This is a genomic window from Paenibacillus sp. FSL H7-0703, assembly GCF_038003485.1.
GTDB lineage: Bacteria > Bacillota > Bacilli > Paenibacillales > Paenibacillaceae > Paenibacillus > Paenibacillus polymyxa_B.
Map to the genome: position 1 here is coordinate 479,231 of NZ_JBBOPF010000001.1, position 22,752 is coordinate 501,982.

Annotated in this window: 2 protein-coding genes; one reads left to right on the top strand and one right to left on the bottom strand. The window is 47.4% G+C overall.

Annotated elements, in window-relative coordinates; translation table 11 throughout:
* Positions 1–58 precede the first annotated feature (58 nt).
* Positions 59–1,444, top strand: a complete 1,386-nt coding sequence (locus tag MHB46_RS01865; protein WP_341161407.1) for an MFS transporter — start codon at positions 59–61, stop codon at positions 1,442–1,444.
* 279 nt (positions 1,445–1,723) lie between these two features.
* Here the strand turns inward: MHB46_RS01865 and MHB46_RS01870 are convergent, their stop codons facing one another.
* On the bottom strand, positions 1,724–22,744 hold the full coding sequence (locus MHB46_RS01870) for a non-ribosomal peptide synthase/polyketide synthase (protein ID WP_341161408.1): 21,021 nt from the start codon (positions 22,742–22,744) through the stop codon (positions 1,724–1,726).
* Positions 22,745–22,752: the final 8 nt, after the last annotated feature.

The following is a 22,752-nucleotide window of genomic DNA, read 5'->3' on the forward strand; positions in this document are numbered from 1 at the left end:
TGGAATAAATAATCGATTTCAAGTACGATGACATTAATTCGCTATGGGGGGACCAGAAATGAGCGTTCGCAGCTGGTGGTTAATGATTTCAGTTGGTCTAGGGATACTATTGAACCCATTAAATTCTTCGATGGTTTCTGTTGCTATTCCAAGTCTGCAAAATGTGTTCCAACTTGACTTTACAGGTGTTTCCTGGATTATTTTTTCTTTCTACATTGCAAGTAGCATCGCACAACCTGTCATGGGAAAGGCCAGCGATTTATTCGGTCGTAGGAGGATATTTCTTTCTGGGCTTGTTGTAAGCTTCATTGCATCATTATTAGCTCCATTATCACCAAATTTCGGGTGGCTCATCGTGTTCCGCATTGTGCAGTCCATCGGAACAAGCATGATGGCTGGGGTTGGAATGGCTATTGTTCGAATCCATATTACAGAGAAACAAGCAACTGCGTTGTCTGTTTTGTCCATATTCCTATCTGGAGCAGCAGCGATTGGCCCCTTTATTGGCGGTGTCTTGATTCACTGGTGGAATTGGCCTGCTATCTTTTTCATCAATATTCCGTTTGTGGTGGCCAGCTTTGTATTGGCTTGGAGGACTATTCCTAAGGACGAACTGCCAACATCCGTAGCACGCAACATGTCCTTTCGTAAATGGTTTGAATTGATTGATGCATTAGGAATTCTGCTCTTCACAGTGGCTTTGGTTACCCTGCTCGTTGGATTACTCTCAGCAAAATCATCTGGGCATATCTCGTTAGGAAATGTCATTGTTGGGCTGATAGGTCTCGTTGCGCTGGGGATATTCGTACGACATGAGTTAAAAGCGACATCACCCTTTATTCCTTTACGTACATTTGCCCATTACCCTGCGATGACTTGGGTTAATGTTGAATTCATGCTCGTTAATGTACTATATTACTCGCTCTTTTTCGGGCTTCCGTCCTACTTGCAAATGGTACGTCATGTCAGTGAGTTCCAAACAGGCATTCTCATGCTAAGCTTAGGCTTGTGCTCGCTAATTACTTCTCCAATTGCAGGACGATGGATCGATAAATCAGGACCCAGACCGGCATTGCTGGTGTCCGCAATTCTGATGACATTGGGGTCAGTGTGGCTCGTGACATTGAATCCAACTTCACCGGTTATCAGCGTGTGTTTGGCTTTAGCTGCATTCGGTATTAGCAACGGTTTGAACAATGTAGGTATGCAAGCAGCCCTGTTCCAAAGTTCTCCAAAAGAAATAATCGGTGTAGCATCCGGATTATTTAACACATCAAGATATCTGGGAACCATTATCTCTTCATTATTGATAGCTATTGTTATGGGAGGTACGTTTAGCTTCAAGGGATTTCAAATGCTTGGGATCATCCTTACGGTAATTGCATTGTCTTTGGTATTCATGAGTCGGCAGCACTGGAAGTCAGCGCAATTGTATGAGTCGTAGGCCCACAAAGTTCATATCTCAAACCATTGCGCGGCACCAATCATCATGCTTCCAATGTCATTAATTTGGCGTAAAGATCTACTACAACAAGTTTTAATTCAGCGACATTGCTACATAAAAACTTGCTACATTCAAACCACAAAAGCCGTAAATCTCCGGGGTTATTGGAGACTTGCGGCTTTTGTGGTTTGTTTAGATTGCCCCAAAGCCATTTGAAAGCTTTGGGGCAGTTTCCCTATTTTGAACTCAGAGCTTGTTTTTAATGCCTAAAGTGAAAAATTAGGTGGACATTATTCCATTTCCATCTGTTACTAGTAAGTTCGCTAGCTCTGTTTCCAACATCGCTTTAACGGCTTCTGAATTTTCTTCAAAAGGAAGTTCCAGCGAGATTTGCAATACATTCTCCACATGCTGAACAGTAAAGAAAATGATTGAATCCCGATAGATGTCCCTCTCTTCTGGCTCGATATTTTTAAACAATTGATATTTATCCGACGCTTCGCCAAGGTAATTGAAGACAATAGGTAGCTTATTCAGGCTATGCTTCAGATACCGGTTAGACTGCGGATACAACGAAGCCATTTCATCATTGTATATGAGATTTAGAAAATTCAGGTTACGCGCTACGGCCAACTGCATACTGTTTCTGATCTCATGCCCATGTTCATCCGCATCTGTAAGCAGTACAGGGATTTGGTCTATAAATTCACCTATAATATCAAAATACTGCTTGTCCTCGTATGCCCGGCCATAATTGGTGAGAAGAATAGGAATCTCGTCCACTTGCAAATATCTGCGGAAAAAGCGGTTAGCTAGTCGTATAGCCAAGTCCCACATGTCTCCGATTGCGTCAGAATCATTCCAATCTGCAAGTTCTACTGTCACATCTGTGCCCGTTGTATGGTTGCGCTCATCAATTGCGAAGACTACAGCATCCGAAGCAGCAGCAAATGCAGACAAGAGAAATTTGTCGACAATCTCTTGATCGCCCATGCCCTGAGGTCCTTTGCGAACCTGACTCACATAATCACGGTAGCTTCCTGCTAGTTGCTCTTTTACATTGCTCATGTCATCATATGCACGGTACAATTCACTCTTAACGACCTCTCCGCTCATGCCATCATAGATGAGATGTGAACAAGGGAGCAGCAGCAAATGATCCCGTAAATTAAGGCGAACAAGCGCAATGCGATATAACAAGTTTCCGGTTGTTTCATAAGGGTTCATAAAGAATACAGGCAGTATATGTGAGAGTATACGATTTTGCATCTCTGCACCGTAGTTCGATAAATCTATCATTGGAATATCCATGCGCTCCTTCATGGACAACATTTCCCATTCCCATCCGACATCCGTTTGGACCAACACACTTCTAAAGAGTTCATGGCGCTCTATCAGGCGTTGCATGATTGCAGATAACCGTTCTACATCCAGCAGGTAACTATCAAAAGGAATGACACCTCCTGAAGATTGCGGATGCTCCAAATGATAATGTTGAGCGGGAGCAAGCGCATAGCGTTGTAAAGGCTCTCCTGCCAGCATCGTGCTGTTCCATTGGTCATTCATCCGCAGCAGATGTTCCAGCCATTCCTCAGCATGCCGCTTCACAGCTTCATCATCTACCATCGTATCTGTGTACAGCTTTTCACAGTCAGGTACTTGAGCAGCTGCTTCAAAAGGAAGCAAATGATGTGGATGAAGGTCAGGATGAAGGCGTGACAAAATGACTTTCTTCAGGTCCTCTGCTTGTATAGAATCGAAAGGATCTATGTGCAAAGTTAATTGATCTCGCCCTTCAACAGCTGTTGATTGGAAATGAGCATGTACGTCATAAGCCTTTTCGATGATGTCGATTGCCTCGGCAATATCACGTGTTAGCATACCCGACATTGAAGTGTCTGCTCGCATATACTCTGATATTTGGCGAATAGTCTGATATTGAAACACCTGATTAATCCCTATTTCAATGCCAATAGCCTGAGCCTGTGAAACCAATTGAATGGCTTTTAGGGAGTGTCCGCCTAAATCAAAATAGTTATCATCAATGCCAACAATACTGACACCCAGATTCTGCTTCCAAATATCTACCATATGCCGTTCCATGCCGTTTCGCGGGGCTGCATATTCAACACCTGTTTGAATGTCTCCGTCCGGCGCAGGAAGCGATTTACGATCAATTTTTCCGTTAGTAGTCAACGGCATCTTCTCCAATTGAACAAAATAGCTTGGCAGCATGTACATCGGAAGATTCGGAACCAACGCTGCTTTAAGTTCCTGAATGGTCAGATCGCTATCAGCCACAAAATAAGCACATAAATCTTTTTGTCCTGATTCATTCTCACGAGCAATAACCACCGCTTTACGGATCGCAGGCAGGTTCATTAATTGCGCTTCTACTTCTCCAAGTTCAATTCGGTAACCCCGAATTTTTACCTGATGATCCATCCTGCCTAAATATTCAATATTTCCATCTGCCATCCATCGCGCCAAATCTCCTGTGCGGTACATACGTTTTCCGGGTTGGAAGGGGTCTGCTATAAATTTCTCATCTGTCAGCTCACGATTTCCCATATAACCTCGCCCTACTCCATCACCACCGATGTAGATCTCGCCTGCAATTCCTATCGGAACCAACTTCCGATTCATATCCATAATATATACGTGCTGGTTAGCCATTGGCTTGCCAATCGGCACCGTATGTGTCCAAGCTGTCATCGTTTCCCCGTCAATGTCGTATGCAGTTGTGTCTACGCAGCACTCAGTAGGACCATAAACATTAGTTATTTGCGGACGATATCCGGGCCGGGTGCTCAAAAATGTTTTAACGAGATGACTGGGCAGCGCCTCTGCTCCAAAAATAAAATGCTGTACATTCAGGTCTGCAACGGAGTCTTGCATTTCCGTCAGCATATGCATGTGTGCCGGTGTACCATCAGTAAAATCAATCCGTTGGGATCTGAAATAGTCAGCCAAACGATGACCATTGGTGCTAATCTCTCTCGGCACCACGTGAAGCGCATGCCCGAGAAGCAGGCATGGGAAAATTTGTTTCACTGATGCATCAAATACATACGGCGATAGCCATGCCATCCGCATTGGAGATTTGTACTTCTTATACACTTGTTGTCTAAATGCGGTTGTCATATTCACGACATTAGAGTGTTGAATCATCACTCCTTTGGGTTTGCCCGTTGTACCTGAGGTATACATCACATAAGCCAAATGGCCGGATTCACATACTTCAGCCAAATTGGAACCGTCTTCTGCGGATAGCCTGTGACTATCAGGTGAAATGATCAGCACATCCGACGGTACCTTCGCGGCCATTTCTGGCATGGCAACCATAAGCTTAATATGGCTGTCTTGTAACATATAGAGCGTACGTTCCTGCGGAAACTCAGGGTCGATAGGTACATATCCCCCACCAGCTTTTAAAATACCAAAAATCCCTACAATCATTTCGATAGAGCGCTCCATAATCATTCCGACCAATTGATCCGCCTGGACTCCTTCTGCTCTTAGCACGCGAGCCAGTTGGTTTGCACGCACATTTAATTCGTTATATGTGATCTGGCTATCTCCAAAAACTACAGCTACTTGATCTGGAGTCTTCTCTACCTGTTCTTCGAATAATTGATGAATGGTTTTTTCACTTGGGTATTTCACCACGGTATTTCCCCAGACATCCAATATCATTTCGATTTCCTGTGGCGTAATGATCTCAATTTCAGAAAGCTTTGTCTGTGGTTCATCTACAACAGCTTTAATCAACTGGAGAAAGTGATCGGCCATTCGTTTAATCGTGCTTCTCTTGTACAGGCTATCGGCATATGTGAAGCTGAAAACCAAACCTTCAGAGCTTTCCATGGCCGTAAGTGTCAAATCGAATTTTGCCATATTCTGTTCGCCCGGGCACAGAGTAACCTGCAAGTCTTGGAATTCCGTCGTACCAGAGTCCATGTTATCTAGCTCAAAAAGAGTATCGAATAACGGATTTCGGCTCAGGTCCCTTTGTACATTCAGCTTCTCCACCAGCAATTCAAACGGATAATCCTGATGCTCAAAGGCATCAAGCACCTGGTCCTTCACTTCCTGAACATATTCGTAAAAAGACTTATCCCCTTCAGGAAAGCTCCGCAATGCAAGCGTGTTGACAAACATACCGATGACCGGCTGCAAATCATGATGCTGTCTACCTGCAATAGGTGTTCCAACAACGATGTCCTCCTGACCGCTGTACTTGAACAATAGGGTCTTGTAGGCCGCCAGTAATACCATAAATAAAGTAGCTCCCGCCTGCAAACTGATTTCTTTCAAACGGTCCACGTCCTGAGGTGAAATGGCAAAGGAAACAGTGCTGCCCGAAGTGCTACGTGTTGCAGGTCTTTCAAAGTCGACTGGGATACCCAAAATCGGAATATCGCCGCTCATTTGCTTGAGCCAGTATTCTTCTTGTTTTTCCATCCATGAGCTACCAATATCTCCTTGCTGCCATACCGCATAATCCTTGTATTGAATTCGCAAGGCGGGCAACGTTTTTTCTTCATACAGTGCGGGCAGCTCGTTCATCAATATACTCATGGATACACCATCTGAAATCACATGATGCATGTCAAACATAAACCAATGGCGCTGTGGAGACTCTTGCAACAGAGCAGCTCGAATTAACGGTGCCTTCCCAAGATCAAAAGGTCTGATAAATTGTCTCATCATTGCTCTTGCTTCGTTCTCCCCATGTCCCTGCATAACCTCCAAAGTGAAATCGACATGGTCGTGAATCCGTTGTACCAGTTTATCATCTACGAATTCAAAAGAAGTTCGCAATGTATCATGACGCTGAATTAATTGCTTAAGCGCTCTTTCTAATCGTAAAAGGTTCAGTTCCCCTTCCATCAAAAGCATGGCAGACATATTGTAGTTATTCATACTGCTCAAAACGTATAGTCTATTTTGAGTTATAGATGCCGGATAACTGTCTCTCAATTCGGCAACAGGAATCGCTGCAAATGGATTTGGAGACAATTCATGAACAGCCTGCGCCATTTGCTCAATTGTTGGAAAGTCAAATACATAACGCAACGGAAACTCAATATTTAGTTCTTTGTGAATTTTTGCGGCCAATGCAGTCGCACGAAGTGAATGTCCGCCAATGGCAAAGAAATTATGATGAATTCCGACGGACGGAATGTCGAGTACCTCTCTCCAGATTTGTGCTAACTTCGCCTCCATGGCTGTGCGCGGCGCTGCATATTCTGCAGTCAAATCAGTATGTTCCTCGAATGCTGACAGTGCCTTGCGATCAATTTTTCCATTCGGTGTCAGCGGCATGTTCTGCAGTTGTATAAAATACGACGGTACCATATAGTTCGGCAATTTCTCATTCAGCAAATTCAACATCATACTGCCGCTGATTTCTTTTTCAGCTACGTAGTAAGCGGCCAAATGATAGTCTCCCTGCTGATCTGCACGAGCCATGACAATAGATTCTTTAACACCGTCCACCTTGATAATTTGCGCTTCAATCTCACCGAGCTCAATCCGATACCCGCGGATTTTGACCTGATGGTCAATCCTACCCAAATATTCAATGTTCCCATCTGGCAACCATCGTGCCAAGTCACCTGTACGGTACATTCGCTCATAGCCAACTTCCTCTGCTGCAAACAGATTGGCTACGAATTTTTCTTTTGTCAGCTCTGGACGGTGCAGATAGCCGCGTGCCAGCCCCGGACCGGATACACACAGCTCACCAGGGACTCCTGCAGGTGAAAGATTTCCGTGTGTATCCACCATATACACGCGGTGATTAGATACTGGCCGTCCGATGGATATGATTCCACCTAACTCAGAATTTTCTTCCGATACCGGCCAAAGAGACGTTGCAACGGAATTTTCGGTAGGACCATACGCATTGTAATAAGCCACCCGGTCCTTCCATTTGGACACCAGTTCTGCGGTAGAGGCCGATCCTGCTGTGAGCAGAACACGCAAATCAGGCATGCGATCCGGGTTCAGGTATACAGCATAGTTTGGCGGCAGCGTTGCAATTGTAATTCTGCAGGCAGCCATGTATTGCTCGAAACGTTCATAATTCAAAATAGTCTCGGAGGAAGGTATATACAATGTCGCTCCGCATAGTAAAGACTGGATTATTTCCGAGCATGACGTATCAAACGAATAACTGGCAAACATGACAACCCGATCGGACAAGCCAATACTCAACTTTTGCTCGAAGTAGGTTTTAAGATTACTAAGACCGTGATGCTCAAGCATTACTCCCTTAGGCTGACCTGTCGTCCCGGACGTATAGATGACATATGCTAGATCGTTTGGACCCGATACAGCCTCCAGATTCGAACCGTTCTGATGATATACGGGCAGCATTTCCCCGCGTACATCCGCTTTTCTTGTATCGGAAGCGACTCCGTCCTGTTCACCGTCAAGCACCAACACTTTGCCTCCAAACAGCACCTTTTCCGTCAGGTGCTGTTGTGTTAACAACAGTTCCGTACCTGAGTCGTCCAGCATGTAGCGGATGCGTTCCTCCGGATAGGTTGGGTCTATCGGGATATATGCTCCCCCCGCCTTCAAAATTCCCAATATGCCCACAATCATATCTACGGAACGCTCTGTCATCAGACTAACCAGACTATCGGCTTTCACGCCATAGCTGCGTAAAGTACGGGCCAGACGGTTTGCGCGCTCGTTCAATTCATGGTAGGTCAATTGTTGACCTTCAAAATATACCGCTGTCTGATCCGAAGTCTGCAAAACCTGTTCCTCGAACAGTTCGTGAATTGTTTGTTCACGCGAATACTCTGCCGTGGTATTTCCCCACACCTGGATGATGTGCTCCCGCTCGTGCTTAGTCAACAGATCCATTGCCTCAATTAAACTATCCGGGTTCGCTATAATTTGATCCAGCAACCGCAGTAGATGTCCTTGAATCTGCGACACACTCTGATGATCATACACCTGGGCATTGTAGGAAAAATCAATTCGTAGCGTATCTCCCTGAAGTACTATGATGCTTAAATCGTAGCTTTCTTGCTCAGTATTGGCCTCTTCCAAAGTAGTCTCAAACACCATTCTATGGCCAAAGAGGGCCAGTTGTTGCACTTTCGCTGTAACCAATTCAGACATTGGCAAATGTTCATATACCGCAGATTCATCGGTTTGCTGCTGCACACCTCTCATCAACCCGATAAAGTTAGCTCCTGCTTCGGTTCGAATGCGAACTGGTAAGGTGTGGTTACCCAGTCCAATTGAATGCTTCGAATCCAATTTATCTGTCAAAGGACTTGATATGGAGCAAGCGAACACCACATCATCTGTACCGTTATACTTTTGTAATAAAATTCCCCAGGCTGTCTGCAGTAGCGTATTTGTCGTCACCTGCTCATTCAGTGCAATTCGCTGCAGTGCTACCGTTCGTTCAACATCCAAATTAATCTCCAGATGCTCTGTCTGATATGGACTGCGTCCCATCAGATTGGCATATGGCAATTGAGGTGCTTCTTCATAGCCTTCGAGCAGAGTACTCCAGTAGCGAGAAGCCTTTAGGATGTCCCTATGTTTTTTTAGAATCCCTTTGTCTTCTTCCGAAATCAGCGTCAATTCGCCCAGCTTAGTATCGGGATTGGCTACAACGGTTTTAACCAACTGTACAAAATGCCTTGCCATGCTTTCTACCGTTTCCCGTTTAAACAAAGATGTAGCGTACAGAAATTGGAGTTGAATAGATGCTTCCTCCTCATTAACTTCAAGCGTCAGGTCGAATTTCGCAGAAACCTGCTCTATGCCAAAAGAGCGGAAGAACAACTTGTCCAACTTCACTTCCTTTTTCTCCACATTCTGCAATACAAACATCGTGTCGAACAACGGATTACGGCTCATATCTCGTTTCAGGTCGAGCTTTTCCACCAGCTCCTCAAACGGATAATCCTGATGCGCATATGCTTGCAGTGCACACGTCTTGGCGTCCTCAATGCAGTTATAAAACGTCTGTTCAGCGTGAGGATGATTGCGTAATGCGAGCGTGCCGACAAACATACCGAGCATAGGCTCCAGGTCAGCATGCGGTCTACCTGCAATCGGAGTACCAACAATGATGTCTTCCTGCCCTGTGTAATAATGCAGCAATGCTGTGTATGCAGCCATAAGTACCATGTACAGCGTAGAATCCGTATGCACCGCCAGTTCTTTTAAACACTGAGTCAATTCCTGTCCCATTTCAAACTCAACAGCGTCACCTTTCGTACATCGTGTTACCGGACGCTCAAAATCAGTTGGCAAATCCAGTTGAGGCAAGTCACCACTAAATCTATTCAGCCAGTACTCTCCCTGACTCTTTATTCGCTCCTGCTGAGTTTTGCTATGCTGCCACACAGCATAGTCCGTATATTGAATACGCAGCGGAGATAATACTTCACCGCTATATAAGCGGGCAAAATCACCAGCTAATATTTCAATGGATACTCCGTCTGAAACGATGTGGTGCATATCAAGCATCAATAAGTGCTGCGGCTCCTGGCCTTCTTCGTCCAATCCCAATTTGACCAGCTTTACACGTAGCAACGGAGCGATCCTCAAGTCAAATGGGCGTACAAAGGAACGGGCATGTTCTTCTGCTAAATTTTCAAGCATAAGTTCATTGGATTCTGTCCGCAGTTCTGATATTGTGGCATATTCCAACTCAAATTGAATCGTATCGTGCACTCGCTGCATAGGCACGCCATTTACCAGTTCAAAGCTTGTCCGGAGGGCCGCATGACGTGAAATTAATTGACGGAATACCTCTTCCACCTGGTTCACATCTATCGGACCGATTACTCTCAGTGCTGATGTGGTGTTATAGCTTATCCCTTCCGGATCCAGCTGGTGGAGCACATACATCCGTGTCTGTGCGAAAGAAAGCGGGTAAGTGTCGCGTTTTTCCGCCACCGGAATGGATGCATATGTGATTTGATCCTGTTCTTCAAGCAAGACCGCCAATTGCTCGATCGTCGGTGCCTCAAATATGTTTTGCAAATCCATCGGTTTGTTTAAATCTTTGCGAACTCTAGAAGTCAGTGTCGTCGCTCGCAGCGAATGACCACCAATTTCAAAGAAATTTTCGTTGATGCCTACTTGCGGTAGACCCAGCACATCCTGCCAGATGTCTGCCAATTTTATTTCCATCCACGTTCGCGGTGCAACATGGTCGGACAAACGACCTTCTGGTATCGGCAGCGCCTTACGGTCAATTTTACCGTTCGGTGTAAGAGGTACGTTCTGCAATTGAATGAAGTGAGAAGGGACCATATAATTCGGGAGTTCTTCATTTAACATCTTGCGAAGCTCGCTCCCCGTCACTTCCCGTTCCGCCACATAATAAGCAACGAGTTCATGTTGGTTTTGGCTATTTTCATGTGCCAGTACAATGACCGCTTGCATGCGATCTGCCTTCAGCATAGCCGCCTCAACTTCGCCCAGTTCAATCCGGTAACCGCGAATTTTGACCTGATGGTCAATCCGACCCAGGTACTCAATGTTGCCGTCAGGCATCCATCTCGCAAGGTCGCCTGTCCGATACATGCGTTCATAGCCCGCTTCCCCACCTGTAAACGGATTGGTCACAAATTGTTCAGCCGTTAATTCCGGACGATGCAGGTATCCGCGTGCCAACCCTGGGCCGGATACGCACAGTTCACCTGGGATTCCTGTCGGTGCAAGTTGCCCATGTGCATCGACCATATACACGCGGTGATTTGGTACAGGACGTCCGATTGAGATGGATACCCCTGCTTCGGCCCCTCCCGGTACTGGCCAAACAGACGTTGCTATGGAATTTTCCGTTGGACCGTAGGCGTTAACATAGGTCACACCGTCTCTCCATTTGCTGACTAGCTCAGTGCTGGTCGCCGATCCGGCCGTGAACATGATGCGTAGTTCCGGCATTCGTTCAGGGCTCAAGTATATGGCATAGGTTGGGGGCAGCGTTGCAATTGTAATGTGATGATCCGCCATATACTGCTCAAACTTGTCATAACTGAGAATGGTTTCGGATGTCGGGATACATAAAGTGGCCCCGTTGAAGAGCGCCTGAAGCATTTCCCAGCATGCCGCATCAAAGGAAAAGCTGGCGAACGATACAACACGGTCGGAACTGCTGATCCGCAATGTCTCCCTGAAATACGTATGCAGATTGCAGAGTCCACGATGCTCGAGCATGACTCCCTTAGGCTGACCTGTCGTTCCGGACGTATAGATTACATATGCTAGGTTATGAGGACCCGATGTGGCTTCCAAATTCGAACCATCCCTGTGATATGCGGATATAGCTTTTCCTTTTGCCTCAGCCATACTTGCATCCGCAGTGGCTTCGTCCATTTCTGCATCCAGCAGCAGGACCTTGCCCCTAAATTCCACTTTTTCAACCAAATGCTGCTGCGTTAACAGCAGTTCCGTACCTGAATCGTCCAGCATATAACGGATGCGGTTCTCCGGATAAGTCGGATCGATCGGAATGTAGGCGCCCCCTGCCTTCAAAATACCTAAGATGCCGACAATCATGTCAATCGATCGCTCTGTCATCAGGCCGACTAGGCCGTCTGCCATCACACCGTTACTGCGTAAAGTACGCGCCAGACGGTTCGCTCGCTCATTTAATTCACGGTAGGTCACTTGTGCTCCTTCAAAATATACCGCTACCTGCTCCGGTGTCTGCTTAACCTGCTCCTCAAACAACCCGTGAATCGTCTGCTCACGTGGATATGCTGCTTTCGTGTCACACCAAGCACCCAGCAGTTGCTCGCGTTCCTGAGGCGTTAATATATCCAGCTCGCAAATCCGACCAGCTGGATTGATCTTGATTTGCTCCAGCAGTTGCAGCAAATGCCCCCGGATCTGTTCTATCCTTTCATAGTCATATACCTGGGCGTTGTAACCAAAATGAACTCGCAGCGTCTCTCCCGGTAAAACCACGATATTAAAATCATAATTCGTCTGCTCAACCGCTCCTGCTCCGGTTATTTTAAAATCAGCTTCCTCTCTTTCACCTAATTGCTCAAGTTGTTCATCCACCGGATAGTTCTCAAATACCATAATATGATTAATCAGTTCCACTTTCTGCTCTGCCTGTGCCTGAATCTCATAGAGTGGGAACGTTTCGTATGATCCCGAAGCAAGCGCCTGCCGCTGAGTTTGCTTCATCAGCTCTGTAAATGCAGTTGCTTGTCCGCCTTGAATACGGACGGGGACCGTGTTAATGAATAGTCCAATCATCTGCTCTACTCCGGCAATGTCCGCTGGACGTCCAGATACCACGCTCCCGAAAACGACATCCTCTGTGCGATTATACTTTTGCAACAAAACACCCCAGGCCGTTTGCATCAGCGTATTTATCGTTACCTGTTCTTGCTTTGCCAATTGCAGTAGGGCCGTTGTCAGGTCTATACCCAAATCAAATTCCAGATGTTCGGCCTCATATCCCTGGGTCTTCCCTGTTTTGGCCTGCGGCAAAACCGCCGTCTCCTCATAGCCTCGCAAGTAACCGCTCCAATACTCCGCTGCTTCCTGACGGTTCTGTCCCTCCAGCCATTCGATGTATCGGCTGTAGGGTGTTACCACAGGCAATTGCGGTGGCTTCCCTTCTACTAGGGCGGTATATCCTCCAAAGACTTCGTTGGTAACCAGCGACAAACACCAGCCATCCATTATGATGTGGTGGAAGCTCCATACAAAATGGTATGAATCATCTGATGTACGCAAGATAGATACACGCATCAGTGCATCCTTTGCCAGATCAAAGCCCCTCTGCTGATCTCGACGCGTGAACTCCTCGATATACTGCTCTTGCGCCGACTTCTCCTTCTCACGTATATCCTCTACGTACAGTTCTCCGCGTTTATTCCGGTACACCACTTGCAGCGGCTCGTCCTGCAAATCGCTCCGGAAGTTGGTCCGCAGAGCTGAATGACGCTGTACCAACAAGTCCAGACTGGCGGCGAATGCAGCGAGATCCAGCGTTCCCTTCAATTCAAAGGTGGACTGCTCCACATAGGCGATCGACTGGGAATCCAGCATGTTGTGAAACAGCATGCCTTTTTGCATCGGCGTCATGGGGTACATATTCTCAAGCTCTCCGTCAGGCTGAATCTGCTCCACCATCCGGTCCAGTTCTTCCAGGCTTAAGCCCGAAAGCAGCACATCACTTGGCGTCAATTCGGAGTGCTCCCGAGATGCACAATGCTGAATCACTTCCAGCACGTTCTGCTTGAATTGCTCTGCTAGATGCTCAGCAGCATTTTGTTGGAGTGCCTTAATGTTGTATTGAATACTTAGTTCCAGCATGCCATCTGTAACGAGTCCTCCCACGTCCATAACACAGGGCATTTGGGTCAATTCATGAGTATTAGCTCCGCTGGAATATGGAGAAAAATGCATGCCGCTATGCTGCAGTGACTGATCAAATTCGCCCAAATAATTAAAGCTGATCTGTGGCTCGGCGTATGTTGCCCCGGACGGTCCATTCTGGCTGAGATATCTCCAGATGCCATACCCAATTCCTTTATGTGGAATGCTGCGCAGCATCTCCTTCATCCGTTTGATGTGCCCGGAGATATCATCTTCCCGGTTAATCCGCAGCAGTACCGGGTATTGACTCGTAAACCAGCCAATCGTCCGTGATATATCCGTATCCTTTATGATTTCTTCCCGGCCATGGCCTTCGAGAAGAATCGCAACCTTTTCACTGCCAGTCCAAGCGCTTAACGTCTTGCCGAGTGCCGTCAACAACAGATCATTCACTTCTGTGTTGTACGCGCGGTGGGCTTGCTTCAGTAGTTGATCAGTCTCTTCCTTCGTAAGCCTCACATTTACGATACCCATGTCTTGCTGCATAAACTTATCGCTATGCTCTTGGGACACTGGAAGTTGGGGCGACTCGGATGCCGCCAATTCATTCAATTGCTCCCAGTATGCGTGCTCACTTTCCATCTCAGGACTGTCGGCATAGGCTGATAACCGCTCCGACCAGACCCGGAAGGAGTCTGTTTTGGCCGGGAGCTGTATGGCTTCTCCACGTACAGCCTGCTCATAGGCATTCGACAAATCCTCCAACAGTATCCGCCACGATACGCCGTCTACCACCATATGATGAATAGCCAGTAGCAGATGGTCCCCATCAGCGCAGTGGAACAGGCCCGCTTTCAGCAAAGGCCCCTCATTCAGTCGGATGCTACTCTGAATAGTGCTCGCACGGGCTTCTATAGCTTGACCCAATACGGGACCGATCGGCACGTCTTTGAAATCGGCCACTTCCAGATCATACAGCTTCCCTTCCTTCACTCCGCGGTTCCACGCTTCCCAGCCTTGCTCTGCCTTGCGGAACACCATCCGCAACGCATCATGGTGCACCACCAACTGCGTCAGTGCCTGGCGTAGCGGCTCTTCCTCGAATCCTTGCTCCCGGTGAAGCATAACCGCCTGATTAAAGTGGTCCGGCACAGGCTGCTCTTGTTCCACAAACCACTGCTGAATCGGTGTCAGCAGCACGGCTCCGCTGACCTCTTCCTGATCAGCTAATTGGGTATCCGACACACGCAGGTGCATAGCTAGCTCAGCAACCTCAGGGTACTTAAACAAGTCTTTGATATCCAGCTTGTATCCTGCCTGCAGCAGGCGTGAGGACACCTGAATCGCCTTGATCGAATCCCCGCCCCGATCAAAAAATTGATCCGTCAATCCGACCGGACCGCCGCCCAGTACAGCCTCCCACACACGAGCCAGAACCTGCTCCTCTGCCGTCCGTGGAGCACTATATTCCTGCGTATAACGGGAAATCTGTTCTGGTGCCGGCAATGCCTTACGGTCGATTTTGCCGTTGGGTGTGAGCGGCATTTGCTCCATCTGAACAAAGTGCGAGGGAACCATATAATTCGGGAGTTCTTCACTCAGCTGCTTGCGAAGCTCACTCCCTGTCACTTCCCGTTCTGCCACGTAGTAGGCAACCAGTTCGTGTTGGTTTTGGCTGTTTGCATGTGCCAGTACGATGACCTCTTGGATACGATCTATTTTCAGCATAGCCGACTCGACCTCGCCCAGCTCAATTCGGTAGCCGCGAATTTTAACTTGTTGATCCATCCGTCCAGCGTATTCTAATGTACCGTCTTCACGCCAGCGAACAAGGTCTCCCGTGCAGTAAAGGCGATCTCCGTACACCCACGGATTGGCAAGGAATCTCTCAGCCGTCAAATCAGGACGGTTCAGGTAACCGCGTGCGACTCCGTCTCCGCCAACAACCAGCTCACCCCATGCTCCAATCGGCTGCAGGTTAAACGCCGAATCGACCACATACGCCGTAGAATTGCGGATAGGACGCCCGATCGGCACAGAATCAAGCTGTTCTTCCTTAATATGATAAGTCGTCGAAAAAGTAGTATTTTCCGTTGGTCCATAGCCGTTGATGATATTCATGTCCGGATTATCACGCAACACTCGGTTAATATGCGGTGCAGACAGCACGTCGCCTCCGACCAGCAAATACTTCACATCGCCGAACAATTTACTGTCCTGCTGCGAAAGCTGATTAAATAGCGGTGTAGTCAGCCACATCATAGTAATGCGATGGTCCCGTATGGTCTCCTTGAGCTTAGCTACGTCCAAAAGATCATCCTTATGCACGAGTACAAGCTCACCGCCGTTCAGTAGCGCCCCCCAAATTTCAAACGTAGACACATCAAATACAAACGCGCAAGTCTGCAACATTCGGATCGATTCATCAAACGGCACATAATCCGTATTACGCACCAAGCGCACGACACTTTGATGCTCAACAACGACGCCCTTAGGCTTGCCTGTTGATCCCGAGGTATAGATGACATAAGCAGCATGTTCGCCTGATCCATCTATTCCTAAATTGGAAGTATCCGGACTGTAGGACGTATCCTCATTCAGATTGACAATCTGTCCATCAAAATAGCAACGTTCCAGTAAATCTTGTTGAGTCAGCAGCAGTTTGGCTCCCGAGTCCTCCAGCATATAGCGGATACGGTCCTCCGGATATTGAGGATCTATCGGCATATACGCGCCTCCAGCCTTCAAAATAGCCAACGTTCCGCTAATCATATCCAACGAACGCTCCGTTAGAATGCCGACAGGCTCATCGGCCTTCACTCCAGCAGTCTGTAGTGTATGCGCTAATCGGTTAGCCTTCTCATTGAGTTCCCGATAGGTCAACGATTGATGACCCAAAGTGACGGCCACGTGATCTGGCGTACGTTCAGCCTGCTCCTCAAACAGCTTTTGGATCGTCTGATTGCGCGGATATACAGAAGCCGTGTCGTTAAACTCGCCTGTAATCTGTTGTCTTTCCGCCGTTGTCACCAATTCCAGTTCTTCAACGCGAACATGCGGGTTGAACGAAATTTGCTCCAGCAGACGAGCAAAATGACCATGCAGACGCTCAATGCCGGTTTGATCAAAGCTCAATGCGTTATACATAAAACGAATCTTGATGCCTTCTCCCGGCATTACGACGACGTTCAGATCGTAGTTGGTTTGCTCTGTAGCCACTGCGTTTAAAATTGTGAATGCATTCTGCCCATCACTTCCCAGCTGCTCTACCTGCTGCTCCACCGGATAATTTTCGAATATCATAATGTGCTTGATTAGATCCTGCTTCTGCTCGGTCAGTGCCTGAATTTCATACAGCGGGAACGTGTCATAGGCATTGGCAGAAAGCGCCTGTCGCTGAGTTTCCTTCATTAATTCAGTAAATGCAGTTGTTGGTTTACCTTGAACACGGACTGGGATTGTATTAATGAAAAGTCCGATCATTTGCTCTACTCCGGCAATGTCTGCTGGACGTCCCGACACCACACTACCGAAAACGACATCCTCTGTGCGATTATACTTTTGCAGCAATACACCCCAGGCTGTTTGCATCAGCGTATTTATCGTCACCTGTTCTTGCTTTGCCAGCTGCTGAAGTTGCGCCGTCAGGTCTATACCTAAATCAAATTCCAGATATTCAGCCTCATATCCCTTCGCTTTCCCTGTTTTGGCCTGGGGCAAAACTGTCGTCTCCTCATGGCCCTGCAGGTAACCGTTCCAATACTCCGCTGCTTCCTGACGGTTCTGCCCTTCCAGCCATTCGATGTATCGGCTATATGGTGTTACCACAGGCAATTGCGGCGGCTTCCCTTCTGTAAGGGCGGTATATCCTCCAAAGACTTCGTTGGTAACCAGCGACAAACACCAGCCATCCATGATGATATGGTGGAAGCTCCATACAAAATGGTATGCATCGTCTGATGTACGTAAGATGGATACCCGCATTAGTGTATCCTTTGCCAGATCAAACCCCTTCTGCTGATCCCGACGCGCGAATTCCTCGATATATTGCTCTTGCGCCACCTTCTCCTTCTCACGTATGTCCTCTACGTACAGTTCTCCGCGTTTATTCCGGTACACCACTTGCAAGGGCTCGTCCTGCAAATCGCTCCGGAAGTTGGTACGCAGTGCTGAATGACGCTGCACCAACAAGTCCAGACTGGCAGAGAATGCAGCGAGATCCAGCGTTCCCTTCAGTTCAAAGGTGGACTGCTCTACATAGGCGCTCGACTGGGAATCCAGCATGTTGTGAAACAGCATTCCTTTTTGCATCGGCGTCATGGGATATATATTCTCCAGTTCTCCGTCAGGCTGAATCTGCTCCACCATCCGGTCCAGTGCTTCCAGGCTTAAACCCGGAAGCAGCACATCACTCGGCGTCAATTCAGAATGCTCCTGTGATACACAGTGGTGGATCACTTCCAACACGTTCTGCTTGAGCTCCCTGGCTAGTTTTATCACATTATCTTCCTGTAACACTTTTGTGTTATAACGAATATCCAGCTCAAGCATTTCATCCGTTACAATGCCCCCCACATCCAGGGAACACGGCATTCTGGTCAGTTCGTTAACATCTGCTCCACTGGAGTACGGGGACATGTGCGTTTCGCTGTGCCGCAGCGTCTGATCAAATTCGCCCAAATAATTAAAGCTGATCTGTGGCTCGGCGTATGTTGCCCCGGACGGTCCGTTCTGGCTGAGATATCTCCAGATGCCGTATCCAATCCCTTTATGTGGAATGCTGCGTAACATCTCCTTCATCCGTTTGATGTTCCCGGAGATATGATCTTCCCCGTTAATCCGCAGCAGTATCGGGTACTGGCTCGTGAACCAGCCAACCGTTCGTGATATATCCGTATCCTTCATGATATCTTCCCGGCCATGGCCTTCCAGAAGAATTGCAACCTGATCACTGCCAGTCCAAGTGCTTAACGTCATGCCGAGCGCCGTCAGCAACAGATCGTTCACTTCTGTGTTGTACGCGCGATGAGCCTGCTTTAGCAGTTGATCAGTCTCTTCTTTCGTGAATTTCAAGCTCAAAGTAGCTGTGTTATTTATGGTCAATGTTTTTTTAGAATCCAACAATTCTGTAAGTCTTAAAGACTCGGATGCCGCCAATTCATTCACTTGCTCCCAGTATGCGTGCTCACTTTCCATCTCAGGACTGTCGGCATAGGCTGATAACCGCTCCGACCAGACCTGGAAAGAGTCTGTTTTGGCCGGGAGCTGTATGGCTTCTCCACGTACAGCCTGCTCATAGGCATTCGACAAATCCTCCAACAGTATCCGCCACGATACGCCGTCTACCACCATATGATGAATAGCCAGTAGCAGATGGTCCCCATCAGCGCAGTGGAACAGGCCCGCTTTCAGCAAAGGCCCCTCATTCAGTCGGATGCTACTCTGAATAGTGCTCGCACGGGCTTCTATAGCTTGACCCAATACGGGACCGATCGGCACGTCTTTGAAATCGGCCACTTCCAGATCATACAGCTTCCCTTCCTTCACTCCGCGGTTCCACGCTTCCCAGCCTTGCTCCCCCTTGCGGAACACCATCCGTAACGCATCATGATGCACCGCCAACTGCGTCAATGCCTGACGTAGCAGCTCTTCCTCGAATCCCTGTTCCCGATGAAGCATAACCGCCTGATTAAAGTGGTCCGGCACAGGCTGCCCTTGCTCCACAAACCACTGCTGAATCGGCGTCAGTAGAACGGCTCCCTCGATCTCTTCCTGATCAGCTAATTGGGTATCCGACACACGCAGATGCGTGGCTAGCTCAGCAACCTCAGGGTACTTAAACAGGTCTTTAATATCCAGCTTATACCCTGCCTGCAGCAGGCGTGAGGATACCTGAATCGCCTTGATCGAATCCCCGCCCCGATCAAAAAATTGATCCGTCAATCCGACAGGACCGCCGCCCAGTACAGCCTCCCACACATGGGCCAGCGCCTGCTCCTCTGCTGTCTGCGGAGCCCTATATTCCTGCGTGGAACGGGAAATCTGCTCCGGTGCCGGCAATGCCTTACGGTCGATTTTGCCGTTGGGTGTGAGCGGCATTTGCTCCATCTGAACAAAGTGCGAGGGAACCATATAATTCGGGAGTTCTTCACTCAGCTGCTTGCGAAGTTCGCTCCCCGTCACTTCGCGTTCCGCCACGTAGTAGGCAACCAGTTCGTGTTGGTTTTGGCTGTTTGCATGTGCCAGTACGATGACCTCTTGCATGCGATCTGCCTTCAGCATAGCCGCCTCAACTTCGCCCAGTTCAATCCGGTAACCGCGAATTTTGACCTGCTGATCGATCCGGCCCAGATACTCAATGTTGCCGTTCGGCATCCATCTTGCCAGGTCGCCTGTCCGATACATGCGTTCATAGCCCGCTTCCCCATCTACAAACGGATTAGCCACAAATTGCTCAGCCGTTAATTCTGGGCGGTGCAAGTAACCGCGTGCCAATCCTGGACCGGATACACATAACTCTCCTGCTACTCCAGCAGGTAAAAGATGACCAAGAGCATCGATCATGTACACCCGGTGGTTGGGTACGGGACGTCCTATAGAAATGGTATCGATTGCTCCGGGGTGTTCCGACACCGGCCAAATGGACGTTGCTACCGAGTTTTCTGTCGGGCCATAGCCATTAAAATAGGCAACCTGATCCTTCCACTTGTTTACAAGCTCCATCGAGGAAGCGGAACCAGCGGTGAACAGAATACGCAGATCCGGCATTCGTTCTGGGTTTAGATACACGGCGTAGGTAGGAGGTAATGCCGCTACCGTAATTTTATGTTCCGCCATATACTGTTCAAACTGGTTGTAGTTCAGAATGATTTCCGAAGTAGGCACGTAAAGTGTCGCACCACAAAATAGCGCCTGAAATATTTCCCAGCATGCAGCATCAAATGCGTAGCTCGCAAACAGTAGGGCATGATCTGACGGACTTATCTGCAATGTTTCATCAAAATACGTTTTCAGGTTACACAATCCATGGTGCTCCAGCATTACACCTTTAGGCTGTCCTGTAGTACCTGAAGTATATATGACGTAGGCTAGATCGTTTGCTCCTGATACGGCTTCCAGATTTGATCCTTCCATGTGATATACAGTTGGATCTCCATCCAATACCAGAACTTTTCCTCCAAAGGCGGCTTCTTTGACCTTTTCCACAAGATGGGTTTGTGTTAAAAGCAGGTCTGCACCGGAATCTTCAAATATATAACGGATACGTTCCTCTGGATATGACGGATCGATGGGTACATATGCCCCTCCTGCTTTAAGAATAGCAAGAATGCCAACCACCATATCTATAGAACGATCAGTCATGAGTCCAACTAGCCGATCGGTTGTTGTGCCGTAACTACGCAGGGTACGAGCCAGTCGGTTAGCACGTTCATTCAGCTCAACATAAGTCAGACTGGAGTTCTCACAGACAATTGCTGTTGCCTTCGGTGTCTTTTCTACTTGTTTTTCAAAACAAAGATGGATGGTATCACTAGAAGGATATGAGATCTGTACTCCGCTAAATTCGGATAAAACCTGGCTTTTCTCTTCCGTTGTCAGAAATTCCAAAGCGGAAATCGGTAGATCCGGCTGTTGAACAATCTGCTCCAGTCCCCGTTTAAGATGAGCTGCAATTAGCTTAATCCAATTTTCATCGTAAACCAGTCGATTATAACTAAATGTAACTTCATACTGTGATCCAGGAACGACAATCACATTAAAATCATAGTTGGTCTGTACAATATCCTCTACGTCGGTAACCTGAAGTGTATCAGGCCCTTTTTCCGCATGAATAAGCTCCTCTGAATAAGGATAGTTCTCAAAAACAACAATATGACGGACTAAATTTTGTTTCAAATCCGTGTGATTCTGAATATCTGCCAAGGAAGAATAAGAGTACTGAGTAGACTCGATGTTGGAGTTTTGCACAGATATCAGCAGATCTGAGAATCTCTGGTCCGCATCACTGGTTATGCGTGTTGGTATTGTGTTAATGAACAATCCAACCATATTTTCAATTCCCGGAACTTCATCTGGTCTGCCGGATACTACGGACCCGAACACAACATCCTGGCTGTGGTTGTACATTTGAAGCAATAATCCCCATACCGTTTGAAATACAGTGCTGACTGTCGTGTGGTAGTGTTTAGCTATTCTCTCCATTCCTTGAGTCAGTTCTTTCCCCAGCTTGCATGTGTAACGTTCTGCTTCGAAGATTGGATTCAATGGACGGTTATACCCCGGCAAAATTGTTTCATTTTCAAGTCCATTTAAATACCCCCGCCAATAGGCTGTCGCTTCTTCCTTGTCCTGTTGCTCCAGCCACTGAATAAAACTGCTGTACGGATATACCGTATCCAATTGCGCAGGCACTCCAGACCGAAGGGAAGTATATATAGTAAAAAATTCCTGGGCTACCGTTCCCATGCACCAACCATCCATTATAATGTGATGAACATTCCAGACAAGCCTGCAAGAGTCATCATCCCATTGAAACAGGGCAAGCCGAATCGGAACATCTTTTTCCAAGTCAAAACCCGCTTGACGCTCTGTCTTTAAAAAGTCAGTAAAATGCCCCCTTTTCTCAGCTTCAGGGAAAACACTGATATTTTCGAAATGAACAGGCAACGCTTCACGTTCTTCCAGGACAATTTGAAGCGGACGTTCTGTTTCTTTATACATAAAAATGGTACGGAATGTATCATATCGATTCATGAGCTGCTGCAAGCTTTGCTGAACCAAATGAACATCTAGCACTTCATTAAAGGTAATAACGGTCTGCTCAAAGTAAGCTTCTGATTTTGCGTCGAGGATGGAATGAAACAACATTCCCTCCTGCATCGGGGATAGCGGATAGATATCTTTAATATTTACCTGTGCCAAATCATTCACCTTTCCTTTATCCATGCAGAATTTGAGTTTCAACTTGCTGA